The sequence below is a fragment of the Microcoleus sp. BM001215392 genome (genome assembly GCF_036700185.1).
GTDB lineage: Bacteria > Cyanobacteriota > Cyanobacteriia > Cyanobacteriales > Microcoleaceae > Microcoleus.
Map to the genome: position 1 here is coordinate 1 of NZ_JAUBOJ010000114.1, position 17,714 is coordinate 17,714.

Here is a 17,714-nt window from a genome sequence, read left to right on the forward strand (position 1 = left end):
GTTTGCTTACTTGGCATTTTAACTGTTAGTTTAGCATACCAAGTAAGGAAGAACCCAATTTGAGCGCTCGCTTGACGGCAAACATGGAACTGACTCTGGGCAATCAACTGTAGATAAATTTAGCAAACTATTTGCCACTTAAGTCTTGCTCTTGCGAGCGAATCCTGACAAAAAAATACCGACTTATTCCTTCTGACTAACGACTAATGACGGCAGGACTACCCTTCGGCTACAGGGGGGCGAGCTGACTGATGACTAGCCTTCGGCTCCCTTCGGCTACAGGGGCGCAAGATGACTAATGACTAATGAGTTGTGTTAAAGACAATCTGCTAAAGCTCGAGCTAATTGTTTAGCGGTTTGAAAGCGATCTCCAGGCTTAGCTGCTGTGGTTCGCAAAATGGTATCCCGCAGTTTCGGGGCGATAGTCGGAATATTTTCGAGCTTAAATCCGTAACCTCGATTAATTTTGCCATAAAACTTTTGAGGGCTTTGGGCCGTCAGCAAAAAAATCAAAGTAGGCCCAATAGCATATAAATCGGACTGAGGGAGAGGCTGTCCTCGGTCTTGTTCTGGGGCGGTGTAACCTTCAACGCCGATGCGAGTGCCCGGAGGAGTGCCGATTTCTTTAACGGCGCCAAAATCCAGCACTGTAATGCTATTGTCACGGTGCCGTACTAGCAAATTAGCAGGTTTAATATCTCGGTGGACGATCGGGGGTTTTTGAGAGTGGATGTAGTCCAAAACCTCACAGGTTTGGATCGTCCACTCTATTGCTTGCTGGGGAGTAACAGGGCCGCGGTTGTAGATGCGTTTTTCTAAATCCTCGCCGTGGAGCATTTCCATCACCAAGTATTTTTTGCCGCCTTCGACAAAAAAGTCAAAAAACTGAGGAATTCCCGGATGGTGGAGGGCCTTGAGAGTTTTAGCTTCACGTTCAAACAGTTCTTGAGCTTTAACTATTTGAGCCATGTCAGCATTCATTTCCTTAAGAACTACCAGAGATGCTGCGGGTGAACTTCCGGGTTTTTGAGCTTTTGCTTTCTCTCGATCCCAAGCTAAAGTCGTTGTCCCCATACCGCCTTGGCCCAAAGTTCGCAGGACTTGGTAGTGACGGACTGTGCGATCGACTTTAATCGGTTCTCCGCAGTGGATGCAGAATAAATTCGCCGGCGGGTTTCCCGTGTGGGTGCACCTCGGAGTGGCAAGATTGAGGGTAGGGTTGGCTTCAATTTTGCCGCCGAGTTGAATAGTGATAGCTTGGAAATGCAAAGTAGGGCCGCCCCGCGCCAACTGGATCGTAGCACCATCGGAAATCCAGCCCTGAGACATGAGAATACCGTTAACAAAAGTGCCATTTGTCCCGGAATTCACTAAGTACCACTGAGGATCGGCGCCACTTGTAACTCTTTGTAATTCCACGTGCTGCCGCGACACTAGAGCATTGGGAATCACAACTTGATTTTCCCCAGAGCGGCCGATGCGGACGATCGACTCGCTCTCGAAACTCCACTGTTGCAGGGGGGTATTTTTTTCTGGATCTAAAAGAGTCAGCAGCATTTTCGATTGATGTGATTAATCTGCATGATTTGGCAGTGGCGGGCGAGCCGCAATTTATAGGTTGAGAGCATAGAGTATAAAACAATTTAAATTTCAATATTTAAATTCAAATATTAACAATTTATAAGCGCTCTGGAGTTTTATTTTTAAATTGTTCAATAGTCCAGACTGTTTAGAGTTTGTATTCTAAAATCCTTGATTTCCCGCTGGCAAGTTTTGTGCCAAGCAAGCGTTGCCCTGCCAGAGGAGCACCCTGAAACCCTTAGTGTATCTAGAAAATTACATACTAACTGTCCCAAGTGTTGATTTTCAACAATCAGCAACTCACAACAGCCGCGGTTATTCCCCCATGAGTTTAGTTTGAATCATTAGTTTTATCCAATTTTCATAATATCCTGATTTTTATTAAAGATTTTATAAGATTTGAGGCTCGGTTATTTTTGGGGGCGGTATTGGTATGTAAAATCATTGACAAGTACCAGCACTTTAAAAGTAAAAACGATCGAGCTCACAATTTCAAACACCAAGAATATGTTGACAAAGGCTAAACTTTTGCGTAGATGTTCTCTGGCTGCAACAGCCGGTGTGGTGGGATTGGTCTTGAGTGGGGCAAACTCAGCACAAGCTGCCTGACTTAATTTTAGTTTAAGTTTTTTTAATTAGACTAACTCTGTAGTCGGTGAAGGCTCCTTATGAAAATACTTTTTCGTCTAGCTACGGATTACCGCCCCTAGAAATTAAAGCTAGCAATCAATGGTTTGCTCTCAAAAGCTTTTCTGCAACCGTATTGGGGCTGTCGTGAAATTTGTCTCAAGCGAGGTTTGACAGGGTTCAATTGCTTTCCCCTTGGCTGTGGGCGCCCCTTGACCCCATCAAAACATGAGCTGTCTTTAAGCCTGAGACTTTTGGCGATCGCCCATCAACCATTGTGAAAACTCAGAGCCTGTTCCCGAACCTGGAACAATGGCAGGTTTAACTTGCTGCGGCGGCTGGCTTGGGGGCGGCAAAGAGAAAGTTTGCAGCATCCAAATCTAAAATCGAAATGGGCCTACCTGGGCGCGAATAATAATGGCCGTGATATTGTCGTGACCGTTGCGTTTGTTGGCTAATTCAATCAACTCGGCAACTCCGCGATCGAGATCGGCTTGGGGATTGAAGAGGGGTTCGAGAATGCTCTGCCAGTGAGTTTCCAACAAATCGTTATCTGTCAGACCGTCGGAGGCCAAAATCAATAAAGTATCTTCGCACAAGTCTAAAAACTGCACGTCAGGCTTGAGAAAATTACTGTCTCGCGGGCCGATGGCTTGAGTTAGTTGATAGGCGTCGGGGCGGGAATAAGCTGTTTCCGGGTCAACCCCGCGCTTAATTTCGCGCTGCCCTACTTCGTGATCTGAGGTAATTTTTTCTAGGGGTTGTCCTTTTTTGAGTCGGTAGAGGCGGCTGTCGCCGACGTGAGCAACGGCGAATTTGGTGTCTTGAACTAAGACTGTGACTAAAGTGGTTCCCATGCGGGCGCTGCCGGAGCGGCCGTCCTTTTGATTGATTTCAAAGATGGCTTTGTTGGCTAGCAGGACTCCTTGGCGGATGGTCTCTGCCTGGGGCAGTTGATTTTCCCAAGTGGTTTGAAAGAATTCTCTGAGGGTTTCTGCGGCTAATTGACTGGCTACTTCTCCGCTGTCGTGTCCGCCCATGCCGTCGCAGAGAATGTAAAGTCCTTTGGTTTGAAAGATTCGACCGAAGGAGGTTTCGAGTTTGTTGAGCTGAGTCCAGATGCTGAAAAAGTCTTCGTTGTGGTCGCGGGTGCGGCCGACATCGGTGAGGCCAGCTTCTTGTAAGCTGTAAATCTGGACGGGCATGGGCTGGGTTAAGACCTCGCCAACAACTTCTGAGGGGGAGGAGTCGGGACTCTGGTAATGCTCGCTCTGTGGGGCTGATAGGGCGGTCGGTGCGGGTTGGAGTTCGAGGGGAACGGTTTCTAGGCGCGATCGCAATTCTTCTATGGTGTTAATCTCACCCCTGTACATTTGTTGCAGGAGTTCCAGCAAAGCGCCAAACTGAGTGCGATCGGACTGGTTAAATATGGCCTGCCAGAGTTGCCCCAAATCTATCAGTTGCAAGTTTGAGCCGGCGGGTTCGGGATAGAGGTATTGCAGGCGCACAGAGGCAAAGGAAAACGAAGAGTCGGGGTTGACTCGCAAATTTGTCAGTTCCAACAAGCTTTGGCGGCAGTGCCAAGGTTCTAGGGCCGCCCAGAGTTCGGTCATTTCGTGGAGCCAGTACACAATTTGCTGGGTGGAAGTGGACGGCTGACTCCAGCGTTCTACCAGCAGCGGCCATTGCGAGCAGTCTTCTAGCAACAGCACTGCTTGTTGGTTGTCCGACCAGCTATCGTGAATGACTGGCAGATTGTGAGAAAATTGCCACCGCAGTGCCAGATAAGGTTCTGCTATGCCTTGGCAAAGCTCTGCTAGGGCCCAATTGGTGGCATTTTCTCCGGGTTTAACGGGGGTGGTGTAGGGGGACGTGCGTTTGGCGACGCTGGCAGAGTTGGCTGCTAGCATGGCTTTGAGGGGTGACATTTGCAGGGGCTGACAGTCCAATACTGTTACTGCTACGGTGTCTGAAGGTTTTCTGGCGGGCAGGGTTTCTAAGAGTTGGTAGCGCTGCTGGCTGTCTAAATAGGTTCCTGCTGGCTGCGAAGAAATTAAATATTCGGAATTGGGGGCTGGGATTTCTGGGGATTGGGGAACTGCGCCCTCGGGGCTGTCGGTTGCTTTCTCAGTTGGTTCGGGCCCGGATGCGGTTGTAAAATTGTTCTCAGATGCGGTTATTTCGCCCTGTGGTTCTGTAGTAGAGATTTTTTGGTTTGTTTGAATAGATTCTGGATCGATCGCCCCTACGGCGATTTCGGCGCTGGTTTTGGCACCACCTTCGGCGGCATGGGGCTGGGGATCTGTGGCTGCGCCGGCACTGATTTCTGTTGGGTTGGCGTCTGCTGTTGGTTGTAGCGAGTAGGTGGCTGGTGCGGTTTCAGGAAGTATGTCTGGTTTTTGTGCAAGCTCGGCTGGGGGTATGGTTGGCTCGTCTGGCTTAACTGCTGGAAAGCTCGATCGACCGCAGATAATCGCCCGCCACACTTGACCTGTTGCGACTCCGCAATTTTGACATAATGCGGCGCTAACAGCGACTTGGGCGTCGCATTGGGGGCAAGGTTTGTAAATTAGGGAATTTCCGCATTGTTGGCAAAACTTGTTTTGATCGGGATTTTCAAATTGACAGCGGGGACACAGGAGCATAGGGGTTTTAAATTGGAGATGTGCGATCGAGTGAAAGCGGTGGGGGAGGTTGGGGTTTGGGATGTGAGTTATCAGCTAGGAGTTTTGGGCGTGACTCGCAACCGATAACTTTCATTGCCCTATGCCCTATTTTATCGGCATCAATTGAGAACTAAGATATTTCTTAGAACTGAGATGTGGCATCGCTGTCAGGAATACACCGGGGGCTGAGGGGGAACAGGGCCTATTTTTGTGACCGAAAATGGTGCAATATCTGAGTTAGAAGGGATTTTCTGTGGAATCTTCTTGGAAAATGGTCTCTCGGGCGATCGACACAATGGTAGAAAGGGGTACTTCACAAAAATATTTCCGCCGGAATTGTTCTTCGGAGACTGCTGCTAGGAATTGCGCTGCATAACGGGCGGCTTGCGGAGAATTTGCTGCGGAGAATTGGATGGATTGGCTATCTAATAAGGATTTGGGGATGGAATCTCCTGCGTCTGGTTGGTGTGGGGTTGCGGTTTGTCTGGTGATGTGAAAAGCTCGATCGCGATAATTGACTGTGAAACCGAGATGTTTTAAGGTGATGAACCCGAGTTTGAGGGAGGTGTCGCTGATGCCGAGTTTTTGAATTAGTTGTTGTCTGGTGACGGGTTTGTTGGTGCGGCTGAGGTATTTGGCGATGCCGATTAGCTGTTGGCAGATTTGCTGCGGCGGTACGGCTGGGGGTAGACTGTAAGCGACGGCGAGTTTTTTTTGAGCGTGCTGTGCTTGCCTAAACCAGATGCGCAGTTCGTCCCAGCTTGCGGGGCATTCTTTGAGGACGATCGAGTTTTGGCGATCGAGTATTTCTGAACTCTCCACTAAATTTTGTGCAGATATTTGAGTTTCGGAGTTGGCGCAGGCTGGTAATAACTCTGCTGGGTTATTTTTGTTGCGCCAGTCTACGATCCAGTCTATGTTAGTCGGGGAATGGATTTGGCTGTGTTCGGCGCGCGATCGCACTGCTAGGAGGCGCACTTCATACCGCGATTTGTAAGTATTAAAATCGAGTTCGACTGTGGCGTCGCAGCGCCCTTGAGGAACTTCGTTTTGATAGTGTCCCCACCAAATGCCAGAAAATCCTGTATCGCTAGACTGATCTCTAATGGTAAATTCGGTTTTGATATATTCTACTTTGTGCCCTTTCAAGTCTTTAATTTTTTGATTCCAGAGATTGTCAAACCAACAATTTTCAATCATCAACTTGGGTGGGGGGTTGCCCATGCCGCATGGTTCGAGCAATTTGAGTTCTTGAAATAACTCTTTGCCTAATTCGGAGACAGTAACTGTGAGGTCGGCTTTAACCGGGGCTGCTGTTAAATTTTCCGGGCTGTATTGTTGGCGCAGTTGCTGATTGACTGCTTCGGTAAATAGGGGGATATTTTCAACTGGGAGACTCAATCCGGCAGCGAAGGGATGACCGCCGAATTTTTCCAATAAGTGTGCTTGGTCTTTGACTAATTGGTAAAGGTCTATTTGATTGGCAGAACGCGCCGAACCTCTGGCTATTTGAGATTTTTGATGGGGAATTTGAGATTGAAAAATAGTTGGTGATTCGGGGATAGAAGTGTCAATTGATTGGGTTTGGGGCAATTTTTCGGGAGTTTCTTGGGTTGTTTCTGTGCTGAATAAAATCGCGGGGCGACCGTATTCTTGGGCGATTTGTCCTGCTACTAATCCCAATACTCCTACGGGCCATTGGGGGTCGCTGAGGACGATAACGGTAGTTGTTGACAGGTCGAGTTTGGCTAGTTTTTCGGCTGCGTCTTTGGCTACGTCTTTTTGTAAAGATTTGCGCCGGGAGTTGGCAATTTCGGTTAAATTTGCTAGTTCTTCGCAGCGTTTTTTGTCGCGGCTGGTGAGGAGTTCTACGCAGAATCTGGCCGAGCCTTGAATGCGGCTGACGGCGTTGATTCGGGGGCCGAGGCCGAAGGAAATGTCGGTGGGGCGATCGCCCGTTTTTTTGCACAGTTCGAGCAATTTTGCAACTCCCGGGCGGGTGGGATTGGCGATTTGTGTTTGTAGTTGTTCGATGCCGAGTTGTGCTAGGTAGCGGCAGTCTCCTGTAAGTTGGACTAAATCGGCAATTAAGCCGATCGCTACTAATGACAGTAAATCTGCCAGAGGTCGCTGCGGAACCTCGGGTAAAGTGTGATACAGTCCTTCGATTAATTTGTAAGCTACCGCCACGCCGGAGAGGTTGAACAGTGGGTGGTGGGGTTCAAAATAGCGTGGATTGATAATTGCTGTGGCCCGAGGGCGATCGTCGGGTAATGTATGGTGGTCGGTGATAATTGTATCGATACCTAAACTGGTAGCATATTCGATTTCAGCAAGGTTTGTACTGCCTGTATCGCAGGTAATAATTAAGCTAATTCCCAATTTTTGCAAGCTGTCTATGCCTGGGATATTGAGTCCGTGAGATTCGGTTAAGCGGTTGGGAATGTAATAAATTAGTTGGTCGTCTTTGGCAAAAAATTCTCCTAGTCCGTCCCACAAAACCGATGTTGATGTAATGCCGTCAGCGTCAAAGTCTCCCCAAATTGCAACTTTTTCGGCGCCGTTGATTGCTTGCTGAATTCTGGCGATCGCCCAGTCCATTTCTATTCCAAATTCAAACGCACTTGCTGGCTGGTACAGTTTGGGATTTAAGAAACCAGCTATTTGTTCCGGGTTGTGAATTCCTCTGTACCAGAGAAGTGCGGCGGCATATTTTCCCGGTAGTTCCGGGGCGTGGTTTCTGACAGCTTGTAGCAGCCAATCTGGCGGTTGGGATAATGGTTGATTTTGCCAGTTTTGAGAGAGTTCGGTCATCGGTTATTTCATGAATTATTCTAGGGTTTCACTTCGCCAACAATCTTTGATTCAGATTCATAATATCTATAAATTTGCCGCGACTGGGCGACTGTCCGAAGTTAGTTCTGTGGCGGGTGAAGACCTCAAAAATGCGGTTGCTGCGGAGATTGCTCGTTACTCAACGAAAAAATTCGGATCGACCAGGTTTGTCGCTTCCCAATGCGTCGAGGATTGAAACTGTTTTACCAAAGAGTTTGCATAGTAAAAAGTTTAGTTAAATAGATATTTCGTCGATTATAGCAAGGTTGGGCAGCCAATTTGCAGGAGTTTCTGGGGCAAAATTTGGCGAGTAAGTTTTGGTTTCTAGGGTGCGGTTGCAGCGAGTGGCGAATTGACAGGAATCGCAAAGATTGGCGGTAATTTCTACTTGAGGCAAAAAATCGCCACCTTGAGTGTAGCATTGTCGCCAGTTGCTGAGGTTGTCCAAAAGGCGGGTTAAATCTTGTTTGGTGCGATCGTGCTCTGCTTGGCTGTAGGAAAAAGTCAGTTTTTGTGGCGGTTCTTCTGCTCGCAATTGTACGAACCAGTATGTCATGGATACTTGTTCTGGGGAATAGTCGCTGGTTTCAACTAAGACATATAAATAGAGGCGAGTTTGCCAACTTTCGGCTATCCGTTTGGATTTTTGAGGGCGGGGATAGGTTTTCCAGTCAAGAATTTGAGCTGTGTTTGGTTCGGCTATTAATAAGTCGTAGATAACGGTGAACAGGTAGTCTTGAACAATTAGGGTGCGGAGGTGTTCGGCTTGGCGGAAAATTTGGTCGCTATTTTCTGAACTCGCGAAAAGTTCGGGTGCTGCATCGATCAAGGCTGCGACGCAGCGTCCAATTTCGGGGTCTTGTTGGATGATAGATGCGATCGGCAATCCGAGCTCTCGCTGCTGCATCAACAGGTGAAAGCGGCTTCCCCACGCCAGTTTTTCTTGGTGTTCTGGCGAGGTGGTGGTGGCGAGCAGTTCTAGATAGCTGTGTTGGAATTTACGGGGACATTCCTCGAATATTTTGAGTTGAGTTTGGGAGAGTCGGAACATTTTTGGGTGTGATGTTGTGGGGTTTTGACAAGATTTGGTAATCGGAGTTTTTTCAGGTAGGCTATCTGCGATCAAAACGTTTGATCGTTCGGACTTTAGTCCTCCGATTCTGAGGACTAAAGTCCTCACTACGAACCAGCCAATCTTATTATTTATGGTCGTTCGAGCCGACACTATCTCAAATACTTAATTTGATACTTCGGGAAAGGCAAGACCGTATCTTTGGCAATTTTCCCGAGCTTGAAATTATGGGATTTAGATAAATCAGCGACATCCCAAAGAATCGCGAGTAGAAATTCCTGTTTGAGAATTAATCCCGCTGGCTTTGGTGCACAATTCTTTAAGTTGTGCGCCGTCCATGATTGAGTCTGTAAAATCAGCGCCTGTGATATTAACTCCGTCAAAAGTAGAACGCAGCAAAATTGTTTCGGCTAAAATGGCATCGCTTAAGTCAGCATTAGTAAATTTAACTTGATCGATCATCGCATTGGTTAAATTGGCGCCGTGCAAATTTGCCTGAGTCATTACCGAAGCGCTCATAATTGCTCCTCGCAAATCGGCATTAGAAAAATTAGTCAAGTCCATATTAGCGTTAGAAAATTCAGCGGAGCGCAGGATTTGACCGGAAAAATCGCGTCTTGTCAGTTCGGCGTTGCTGAAGGACAGGGGCGGTGGATAATATTTAGATTGAGCTTGGGCTGCGCGCGGCAGGATGAAGATGGTTAGCGCCAATAGGAGTGCTGCTAGTTGCCGGAGTTTCATAAATCTGGGATTCTCGCAAGGTGGGTATTTCGTAGTGTATCCCGAACTTTGGTCGATCGACTAAACAGTTACAATCTAAATTAATAGTGATGGAGATGAAAAAAACGATATGCTAAGTTTTTTCTTAACTTGGATAGTAGCCGCAGTTTCGCTGGTGATTACCGCTAACCTTGTACCAGGTATTTTGGTGACGAGCTTTCCGGCGGCGATGGTGGCTGCTGTGGTGATCGGATTTGTGAATGCAGTTGTCAGGCCGATTATTACATTGCTGACGCTGCCTTTGAGCATTCTTAGTTTAGGTTTGTTTTTGTTTGTGGTGAATGCAATTTCGCTTTCCCTGGCTTCGTGGTTGGCTGGTGCGTTCAGTATCGGCTTTGCAGTTAATGGTTTTTGGCCTGCTTTGTTTGGTTCGATTGTGTTGTCGTTTGTTTCTGGGTTGATTGGTCGATTTGTGAATGCCGGCAGTGTTGAGTAGTCAGATATTATCCTAGATAGTCGATCGGGCAAACTGCAACCGCTACTGTAACAGAGCCGAGTTTTTTGTCCGAGCGAAATATTTTTTTCGGAACTAACAGGGGCTGCGCAGCGCCCATCAACGGAGAGAAACGCAGATGATTGATGGATATCTGCGTTTTTTGGTGTTGGTGGGCGGTTACAATTTGGGCGATCGCGCAAAGTGCAGCGGCTTCTGCTACGCTGGGCGTGCCGACTGCTGTTGCTGCAACATCTGAAGGATTGGGGACTGCTACGGAACTTAAAACATCAGCCGCAAAGGTTTTTAACAGCCAATTTCGGGCTTGACAAAGTTCCACCAAGCCGATTTCGCCTGCTTTAGTGTCTATAGTAGCAATACCTGCGATCGCACCTTCAGCTAAATGATAACTGCGACAGACATTTTGAATCGCAGTTTCAATTAATTCTCGCGAAGTTCGGGCCTGACAACCTATCCCTATCCACAACACTCTCGGATGCCACTGAACCTTTGGCAAAACAGATTCCGGTGCAAATTTTCTCTGAGTAAAACTAATCCAAATTCGCCCTTTGATAGGCGATCGATTTTCCCCTTCCCAATACAAAGAATGTTTTGCTGGCAAACTGTTTCGCCACAAAGTCGAACCAACTTCTTGAATTACTTCTACAGTTTCCCCTCTCTGCATCGCAGCGGCAACTCCGGTCCAGTCGCCTGTCCCGCGATTCCAACCGTTGGGAATGTCTAGCATATTTAAAGTAAATTCATCCCTCATTATTGAATTATCTATTCCGTATTTTCACTGAGACTGCAATCTTAAAAATCTTTTAACATTATTTGTCGATCTTTTTTGTACAATCATTTTAACGCAAACTGCAAACAAGAAAACATTTAATATGGTAGAACTGAACCAGTTACTGTTAGAGTTTGAAAGCAACCTCACCTGGGAAGCAGTGACGAAAGAATGGAAAGAACGTCGCGACAGTTGGGTGAGTGACGTAGAAGCAGCAGTCAATCCGTCACAGCTAGCAGAATTTATAGTTGAATTGGAATCAGACATCGAGTGGGAAGCGGTGCAAAATCAATGGAAAGGGCGCCGGGAAAGTTGGGTAGAAGAATGTCAGTCAGCATCGACTCTTGAAGAAGTATCAAGTTTATTGCTGGAACTTGAAAGCAATACAACTTGGGAAGTAGTTTCCGATGACTGGCAGGAAAATCGGGAGAATTGGGTACGACAAATGTACGAGTTTAACGATGAGTAATAATTCACTCAATCAAAATCTATTTTCATAGTCAATGATGTGCCGGCTGTGCGGTTAATTATCTCGCTTCCCTCAATTACTTTAAATCCCGATCGCTCGTACAAATTCTGGGCCCGATTTGAGCTTCTGACACTCAGGGATACCGCTGGGTAAGATGCTTTCGCTTGGGACAACAAACGAGCCAGCAATTGAGTTCCTACACCCTGATTGGTATATTCTGGAAAAACCGCGATCGCCAATTCCGGGATAGTATCGTCAATCCAGCCAAACCCCCTGTCATCCCCTGCAAACAAACGCAGCCACGCCGCTCCTATGGGCTGGCTGCTGTTCAATTCAATTGCTACGAAGCCCATATCGCCTGCACGTCCCCAATGCTTGACATATTTCGCAATTAAAGGATGATTCACCACGTCTTCCACCGTTGATTCACCTTCTTCTGCAATGTGCGCCGCTTCGTACAGCATTTGCCAAAGAAAAGGCTCGTCTTCCTGCGTTAGGGGCCGAATAGAATAGTCTAAGATTTTGTTCATAAGTAGAAGAAAGTTCGGCAAAGGATTCGGTTCACGGATTTAACAAATGTGTGGAAGAATAAGAAGGAAAAAAATGCGAACTACTAATGACTAATGATTAACGACGTTCGCGAGCGGGGACGCTCGCGCTAATGACGTTCGCGAGCGGGGACGCTCGCGCTAATTGCAACTAACAACTAACCACTGACAACTGACTAATCCTTAACCAAAACTCCATTCAGAAAAATATCTGCCAATCCTTCCGCCATTTCCTGCATTTCCTGTGGGGAAGCATTCGGCTCCATTATCGTATTTTGACTGAAACCTGCGACGGCAAACATTCCCAAAAATACTTGAGCGACAATCTTCGGATTCATCTTGCGATAAACTCCTTTTTCCATCGCCGTTTCAAAAAAAGCCTCAGCCACAATACTCATTTTTCCGATGACTTCCAACTGAATTTTGTCGCGCAAATCCGGGTGAAATTGCGCCTCCAAAAAACACACCCGCATCATATCGCTATTCTCGCGGATATTCAGCATCCGCCTGCGCATCACCTGAGCCACTGCTTTGTAACTGCCCATTTCGCTCAATTCTGTTAGCAAATCTGTCAGTATTTCCACCCATCCTTCCGTCGCTACCTCAACCAAAATCGCTTTTTTATTATCAAAATGCCGAAATAACGTACCCTCCGCCACCCCCGCCGCTGCGGCTAAATCCCGAGTTGTCGTACCGTCGTATCCGCTGCGAGCAAACAACCGCTGAGCTGCTTGTAAAATTCGCTTCTTGGTTTCTGTTTCTGAAGGAGGAGATTGATTAAAAATTCGCATGGCTTTGCAATTGATAATTTGCGACTTGGAACTGTGGGTTTGGGACGGGCGGACGAAATAATGTTAAGTTTTAAGTTGTGCGCGACTTTAATCCCAAACTCAAACTCCTTGCCAAGCCCCAGACCATTTTTGAAATTGGCTGTATCAGCCTAACATCTGCGGCGCAACAGATCGCTTATGCCTCCAAAAATCTTTATCCTTAGAAAAGACTCTCTGGCCGCCGATCACAAACATTTTTTTGTTTGACAATCCAAAATCTCCAATCTAAAATCTAAAATCTAAAATCTAAAATCGAATGACCCCGCAGTTCCAAAAACTACGCGCGGCGAAGCTATCCCGTAAGCAATCGCCCCGCAAAACTCGATTCATCGCCTCGGTACTCGCCGCTGTGCTGCTGTGGTGGGCAATTTCCCCCGAAATCGCCTCCGCCCGCGAGAACCCCGCTAACGGCTCCCAAGCAATCTCTGTTCAACCGTCGCTCGATCGAGTAATCAACCAAGTCACGGAATTTAAGCTCGACAACGGCATGACTTTCGTGGTGCTAGAAAGGCCCAGATCCCCGGTAGCATCGTTTCTGATTCATGCCGACGTGGGAGGTGCCAACGAACCCGACGGTCAAACGGGAGTCGCCCACTACCTGGAACATTTAGCCTTTAAAGGTACGCCAAAAATCGGCACTACCGACTACAAAGCCGAAAAGCCGCTGCTAGAAAAACAAGACCAGCTTTTTGAGCAAATGCAAGCAGCCAAGGCGATCGGCAAAACTGAAGAAATCGCCAAAATCAAAGCAGAATTTGACAAGGTTGAATCCGAAGCTTTGCAATTTGTCAAGCGCAATGAATTCGGCAAAATTGTCGAACAAGCAGGCGGAGTTGGATTAAATGCCGCCACTTCTATCGACTCGACCATGTATTTTTACAGCCTCCCGGCTAACAAATTAGAGCTGTGGATGTCGCTGGAATCAGAGCGCTTTCTCGAACCTGTTTTTCGGGAATTTTATAAGGAAAAACAGGTAATTTTAGAAGAACGGAGGCTGCGCACTGAGAATTCGGCGATCGGGCAAATGGTCGAAGTTTTTGCTGACAAAGCTTTCTCTGTTCATCCTTACCGCCGTCCGGTGATTGGCTACACTGAAGACATTAAGAACCTTACCCGCAGCCAGGTGCAGACATTTTTTGATACTCACTACATCCCCAGCAAGCTAACTGTGGCGGTGGTAGGAGATGTGAAAGCTGCGGAGGTGAAGCGACTCGCTCAAATTTATTTCGGCCGCTACAAGGCGAAACCAGCGCCTCCTGAATTGCAAATTGTGGAGCCTCCGCAAACTCAAACGAAGGAAGTGACGCTGAAGTTAAAAACTCAACCTTGGTATTTGGAAGGATACCACAGGCCGGCGATGAATCATCCCGATAATGCGGTTTATCAACTCATTGGTTCTTTGCTCAGCAGCGGCCGCACTTCTCGGCTTTATAAATCCTTGGTTGAACAACAGCAATTGGCGCTAGCTGCTCAAGGTTTCAGCGGTTATCCGGGGGAAAAGTACCCGAATTTGATGCTATTTTACGCTCAAACTGCTCCGGGTAAGACGGTTGATGAGGTAGCAATAGCTTTGAGTAAGGAAATCGATCGCCTAAAAACCGATCCGGTGTCTGATGCAGAGTTGGAACGGGTGAAGACTCAGGCGAGAGCTGGTTTGTTGCGATCGCTCAATTCTAATATGGGTATGGCATTTTCGCTGCTGGACTATCAAGTAAAAACTGGTTCGTGGAAAAATCTGTTTAAGCAGTTGGACGATCTCGCGGCTGTTGCTCCTGCTGACATTCAGCGAGTAGCTAAGGCAACTTTCCGCCCGGAAAATCGCACGATTGGCAAGCTTTTGTCGCTGTAAGAAGAAGCCTCGATTTGGACTCGGCGGTTGAAACCGCGACTATACAAACTAAGTCTGCCTCCGCAGACTAAGACTCGGCGGTTGAAACCGCGACTATACAAACGAAGTCTGCCTCCGCAGACTGGGAAATAGACTCGCATCTAGGGCGGGCACAGAGCACCGCCCCTACGCTATTTCACGATATCAAACTTAGGAGCAAGAATGAAAAGGACTAAATTGAGACTAAAAAAAGTCAAGTTATTTCTACTGTCGCTTTGCTTTTTTACTGTTTCACTTGGCACGTTTAATTTATTGCCTTCCCTAGCTGCTGGCCCGAAGCACTACGATGAATTGAAATTCCCGCCGGTGCCAGAAATTAAACTCCCTAAATACACTCGCTTTGAGCTAAAAAATGGCATCCGCGTGTATCTGATGGAAGATAGAGAACTTCCGCTAGTCGGGGGGACGGCGCTATTTCGCACGGGCGATCGTTTTGAACCTGCTGATAAAATTGGATTGGGAGGTTTGACGGGAGAAGTGATGCGAACTGGTGGTACGAGCCGCCATACGGCTGATGAATTAAATCAGTTGTTAGAGCAGCGAGCTGCTTCGGTAGAAACGGGGATTGATGTTACTTCTGGTAACGCTAGTTTTAGTGCTTTAGCTGAAGATGTGGAACCCGTATTTGACTTGTTTGCGGAAGTGCTTCGGGAGCCAATTTTTGCTCAGGAAAAGTTGGATTTGGCGAAGAATCAAGAGCAAGGTGGCATCGCCCGTCGCAATGACGATCCTAACAGTATTACTGGCCGCGAGTTTCAAAAGTTAATTTACGGATCTGGCAGTCCCTACGCGCGCACGGTAGAATACAAGACTCTCGGCAATATTTCCCGCAGCGATTTGGTGGGTTTCTACCAGAAGTATTTCCACCCCAAGAATATGATTTTGGGTATTTCGGGCGATTTTGATACGGCGAAAATGCGATCGCTCGTTGAGCAAAAATTCGGCAATTGGGTACCGACTCAGAGTGCAGAAGTGCCTGCGCTACCAGCGGTAACGCCTGTAAAGGGCGGCGGCATATTTTTGGTGGATCAGCCGCAATTAAGTCAAAGTTACGTGCAGATGGGGCATTTGGGCGGGATGTTGAACAGTCCAGATTACGGTGCTTTGGACGTGATGAATGGGGTTATGAACGGTTTTGGCGGGCGTTTGTTCAATAATGTGCGATCGCGCCAAGGCTTAGCGTACACGGTTTACGCGGCTTGGAGTCCGAGATTTGACTATCCTGGGACGTTTGTGGCTGGAGGCCAAACGCGATCGGACGCGACAGTACCGTTTATTAAAGCAATCCGCGCTGAGATCGATCGTATTCGCACCGAACCAATTACCGCCGAAGAATTAGCTTTTGCTAAAGATTCCACCCTCAATTCTTTCATCTTCAAATTTGAAAACCCGAGTCAAACTTTGTCGCGACTAATGCGCTACGAATACTACGGTTATCCCGAAGATTTCATTTTTCGATACCGCCGCAGCATCGAAGCAGCCACAATTGCTGACGTGCAGCGTGTAGCTAAGACTTACTTGAAACCGGATAATTTGGTAACGTTAGTAGTGGGAAATACTGCGGCGATTCAACCGCCATTATCGAGTTTGGGAACAGCGGTAAAAGTGCAATCTGTTGATATCACAATTCCGTCGGCAACTTAATCAATAATTCGTGTAACGCACCAGACTATTGTGTGGTGCGTTGCTGTGATATTTTGACTTTAATTTGGAAATTTTAGATGTATCCGCACGCTACCGCTACTGAATAATATAATGAATATCAACACGCAAGAGCAATTCGAGTTAATTCTAGCTTCTAGTATAGAAAGTCAAGAATTTATCAGATTAACTTTAGGAAAATATCGAGGCAAAGAAGACGGTTTAACTAAAATTATTGTCAGAAGCGTACAATTTAAATCAAGCATAAAACTTTCTTTTACCTATAGCTACAAAACTCAGGAAATCGTCAAAAATTACATAATTGCAGAGGGAATAAATTTAATCAAAACCCTGACGGGAAGTGAATTTATGAGTATTAGATTATTCTCGCTCGCGCAGGATGTCCAACTTGAATATGGCAAAGATGGCAAACCAAAACTCAAATTTATTAAACCTACTTTTACCAATCCCGTTGATACGGCTCCGCAGGAACACGACCGCCAGAAAAAACGGTATATTCAATCAGAAAACAATTTATATCTCACAGCCTTAGGTATTACCAACAGTCAAGGTAGTATCGTAAAAACAATGGAAGATAAGTTTAGGCAGATTAATAAGTTTGTAGAAATCATAAATGGCTTACTTGAATCATCAGGATTGGCAGCGAAGAGTCATATCTCTGTAGTTGACATGGGTTCAGGCAAAGGGTACTTAACTTTCGCAATCTATGATTTTTTGAACAATGTTTTAGACAAAGAAGCATCAGTTATTGGTATAGAAAGCAGAATCAACTTAGTCGATTTTTGTAACTCTGTCGCCCAATCAGTTGAGTTTAAAAATTTACATTTCAAACAAGGCAATATCAGTAACTATAGCGCCGAAAAATCAGACATAACCATCGCACTTCATGCGTGTGATACTGCAACAGATGATGCAATTTATAAAGGGATAAAATCTGATTCTTCTTTGATTATCTTAGCACCATGCTGTCACAAGCAAGTTAGGAAACAAATTCATCCGAATATGGTTTTGAAGGAGCTGCTGAAATCTGGCATTTTGCTAGAGAGGCAATCGGAAATAGTGACTGATGGATTAAGAGCGCTTTTACTTGAATTGTCTGGCTACAAAACCAAGGTTTTTGAGTTTATAGCGGCTGAACATACGAGTAAGAATATAATGATTGTGGGAATCAAAAGCAATCAGAGTATTAACAAGGAGCAGATTATTGGACAAATCCAAGAAATTAAAAAACTTTATGGAATAAAGTTTCACTATTTAGAAACTTTACTGTTTCCTGATGTCTTTATTTCCCCCGATCTAGCTACTATAATTAATACTGAGTCTGTAAGTAATCGCCCTATAACTTAGGCTTAGCTTGAATTCGCGGATCGAAGTCCATATTTCCCGATTTGGTAATATGGGAACTTCTGTAAAAGTGCAATGTGTTGATATCACAATTGCGTCGGCGACTTAACGATGATTCGTGTGATGCACCTAACTATTAGACAAGAGTGCAAAAATCCTAGAAGGGCGTAGCATTTGGACATAAAATCT

14 protein-coding genes are annotated in these 17,714 nt (G+C 46.4%); 5 read left to right on the top strand and 9 right to left on the bottom strand.

The annotated features are described in order from the left end of the window. Window positions 1-315: 315 nt before the first annotated feature. The 6 genes from QT974_RS14370 to QT974_RS14395 all read right to left on the bottom strand — a co-directional run bounded on the left by QT974_RS14370 (window position 316) and on the right by QT974_RS14395 (window position 9,522). Window positions 316-1,557, bottom strand: coding sequence for an FHA domain-containing serine/threonine-protein kinase (locus QT974_RS14370; RefSeq protein ID WP_333469146.1), 1,242 nt, complete (start codon window positions 1,555-1,557; stop codon window positions 316-318). An 890-nt stretch (window positions 1,558-2,447) separates the two neighbouring features. After that, window positions 2,448-2,582 carry a hypothetical protein gene (locus QT974_RS14375; protein ID WP_333469147.1) on the bottom strand — a complete coding sequence of 45 codons (135 nt, stop codon included), beginning with the start codon at window positions 2,580-2,582 and terminating at the stop codon, window positions 2,448-2,450. A gap of 6 nt (window positions 2,583-2,588) precedes the next feature. Further along, window positions 2,589-4,853: a serine/threonine phosphatase gene (locus QT974_RS14380; RefSeq protein ID WP_333469148.1), complete on the bottom strand. Its 2,265-nt coding sequence runs from the start codon at window positions 4,851-4,853 to the stop codon at window positions 2,589-2,591. A gap of 258 nt (window positions 4,854-5,111) precedes the next feature. Continuing rightward, window positions 5,112-7,688, bottom strand: coding sequence for a single-stranded-DNA-specific exonuclease RecJ (locus QT974_RS14385; protein WP_333469149.1), 2,577 nt, complete (start codon window positions 7,686-7,688; stop codon window positions 5,112-5,114). Window positions 7,689-7,944: 256 nt separating this feature from the next. After that, window positions 7,945-8,760: a PD-(D/E)XK nuclease family protein gene (locus QT974_RS14390; protein ID WP_333469150.1), complete on the bottom strand. Its 816-nt coding sequence runs from the start codon at window positions 8,758-8,760 to the stop codon at window positions 7,945-7,947. A gap of 264 nt (window positions 8,761-9,024) precedes the next feature. Next, window positions 9,025-9,522, bottom strand: coding sequence for a pentapeptide repeat-containing protein (locus QT974_RS14395; protein ID WP_333469151.1), 498 nt, complete (start codon window positions 9,520-9,522; stop codon window positions 9,025-9,027). Between the two features lie 109 nt (window positions 9,523-9,631). On the opposite strand from QT974_RS14395, the gene QT974_RS14400 reads away from it, so the two are divergent. Beyond that, window positions 9,632-9,997: a phage holin family protein gene (locus tag QT974_RS14400; RefSeq protein ID WP_333469152.1), complete on the top strand. Its 366-nt coding sequence runs from the start codon at window positions 9,632-9,634 to the stop codon at window positions 9,995-9,997. 7 nt (window positions 9,998-10,004) lie between these two features. On the opposite strand, the gene QT974_RS14405 is transcribed toward QT974_RS14400, so the two are convergent. Then, a complete protein-coding gene (locus tag QT974_RS14405; RefSeq protein WP_333469153.1) occupies window positions 10,005-10,766 on the bottom strand; it encodes a cobalamin biosynthesis protein in 762 nt (253 codons plus the stop codon). Window positions 10,767-10,887: 121 nt separating this feature from the next. Between QT974_RS14405 and QT974_RS14410 the strand changes: the two genes are divergently transcribed. Further along, the gene (locus QT974_RS14410) at window positions 10,888-11,253 is read left to right on the top strand and encodes a hypothetical protein (RefSeq protein ID WP_333469154.1); all 366 of its coding nucleotides are present in this window, start codon (window positions 10,888-10,890) and stop codon (window positions 11,251-11,253) included. A gap of 8 nt (window positions 11,254-11,261) precedes the next feature. Here the strand turns inward: QT974_RS14410 and QT974_RS14415 are convergent, their stop codons facing one another. Continuing rightward, window positions 11,262-11,783: a GNAT family N-acetyltransferase gene (locus QT974_RS14415; protein ID WP_333469155.1), complete on the bottom strand. Its 522-nt coding sequence runs from the start codon at window positions 11,781-11,783 to the stop codon at window positions 11,262-11,264. A 194-nt stretch (window positions 11,784-11,977) separates the two neighbouring features. After that, window positions 11,978-12,592 (bottom strand): TetR/AcrR family transcriptional regulator, encoded by a 615-nt coding sequence (locus tag QT974_RS14420; RefSeq protein WP_293147517.1) that lies wholly within the window; start codon window positions 12,590-12,592, stop codon window positions 11,978-11,980. A 295-nt stretch (window positions 12,593-12,887) separates the two neighbouring features. On the opposite strand from QT974_RS14420, the gene QT974_RS14425 reads away from it, so the two are divergent. From QT974_RS14425 to QT974_RS14435, 3 genes are all read left to right on the top strand, one after another. Next, window positions 12,888-14,480, top strand: coding sequence for a M16 family metallopeptidase (locus tag QT974_RS14425; protein ID WP_333469156.1), 1,593 nt, complete (start codon window positions 12,888-12,890; stop codon window positions 14,478-14,480). A 201-nt stretch (window positions 14,481-14,681) separates the two neighbouring features. After that, window positions 14,682-16,163, top strand: a complete 1,482-nt coding sequence (locus QT974_RS14430; protein ID WP_333469157.1) for a M16 family metallopeptidase — start codon at window positions 14,682-14,684, stop codon at window positions 16,161-16,163. Between the two features lie 111 nt (window positions 16,164-16,274). Continuing rightward, a complete protein-coding gene (locus QT974_RS14435) occupies window positions 16,275-17,528 on the top strand; it encodes a class I SAM-dependent methyltransferase (protein WP_333469158.1) in 1,254 nt (417 codons plus the stop codon). Window positions 17,529-17,714: the final 186 nt, after the last annotated feature.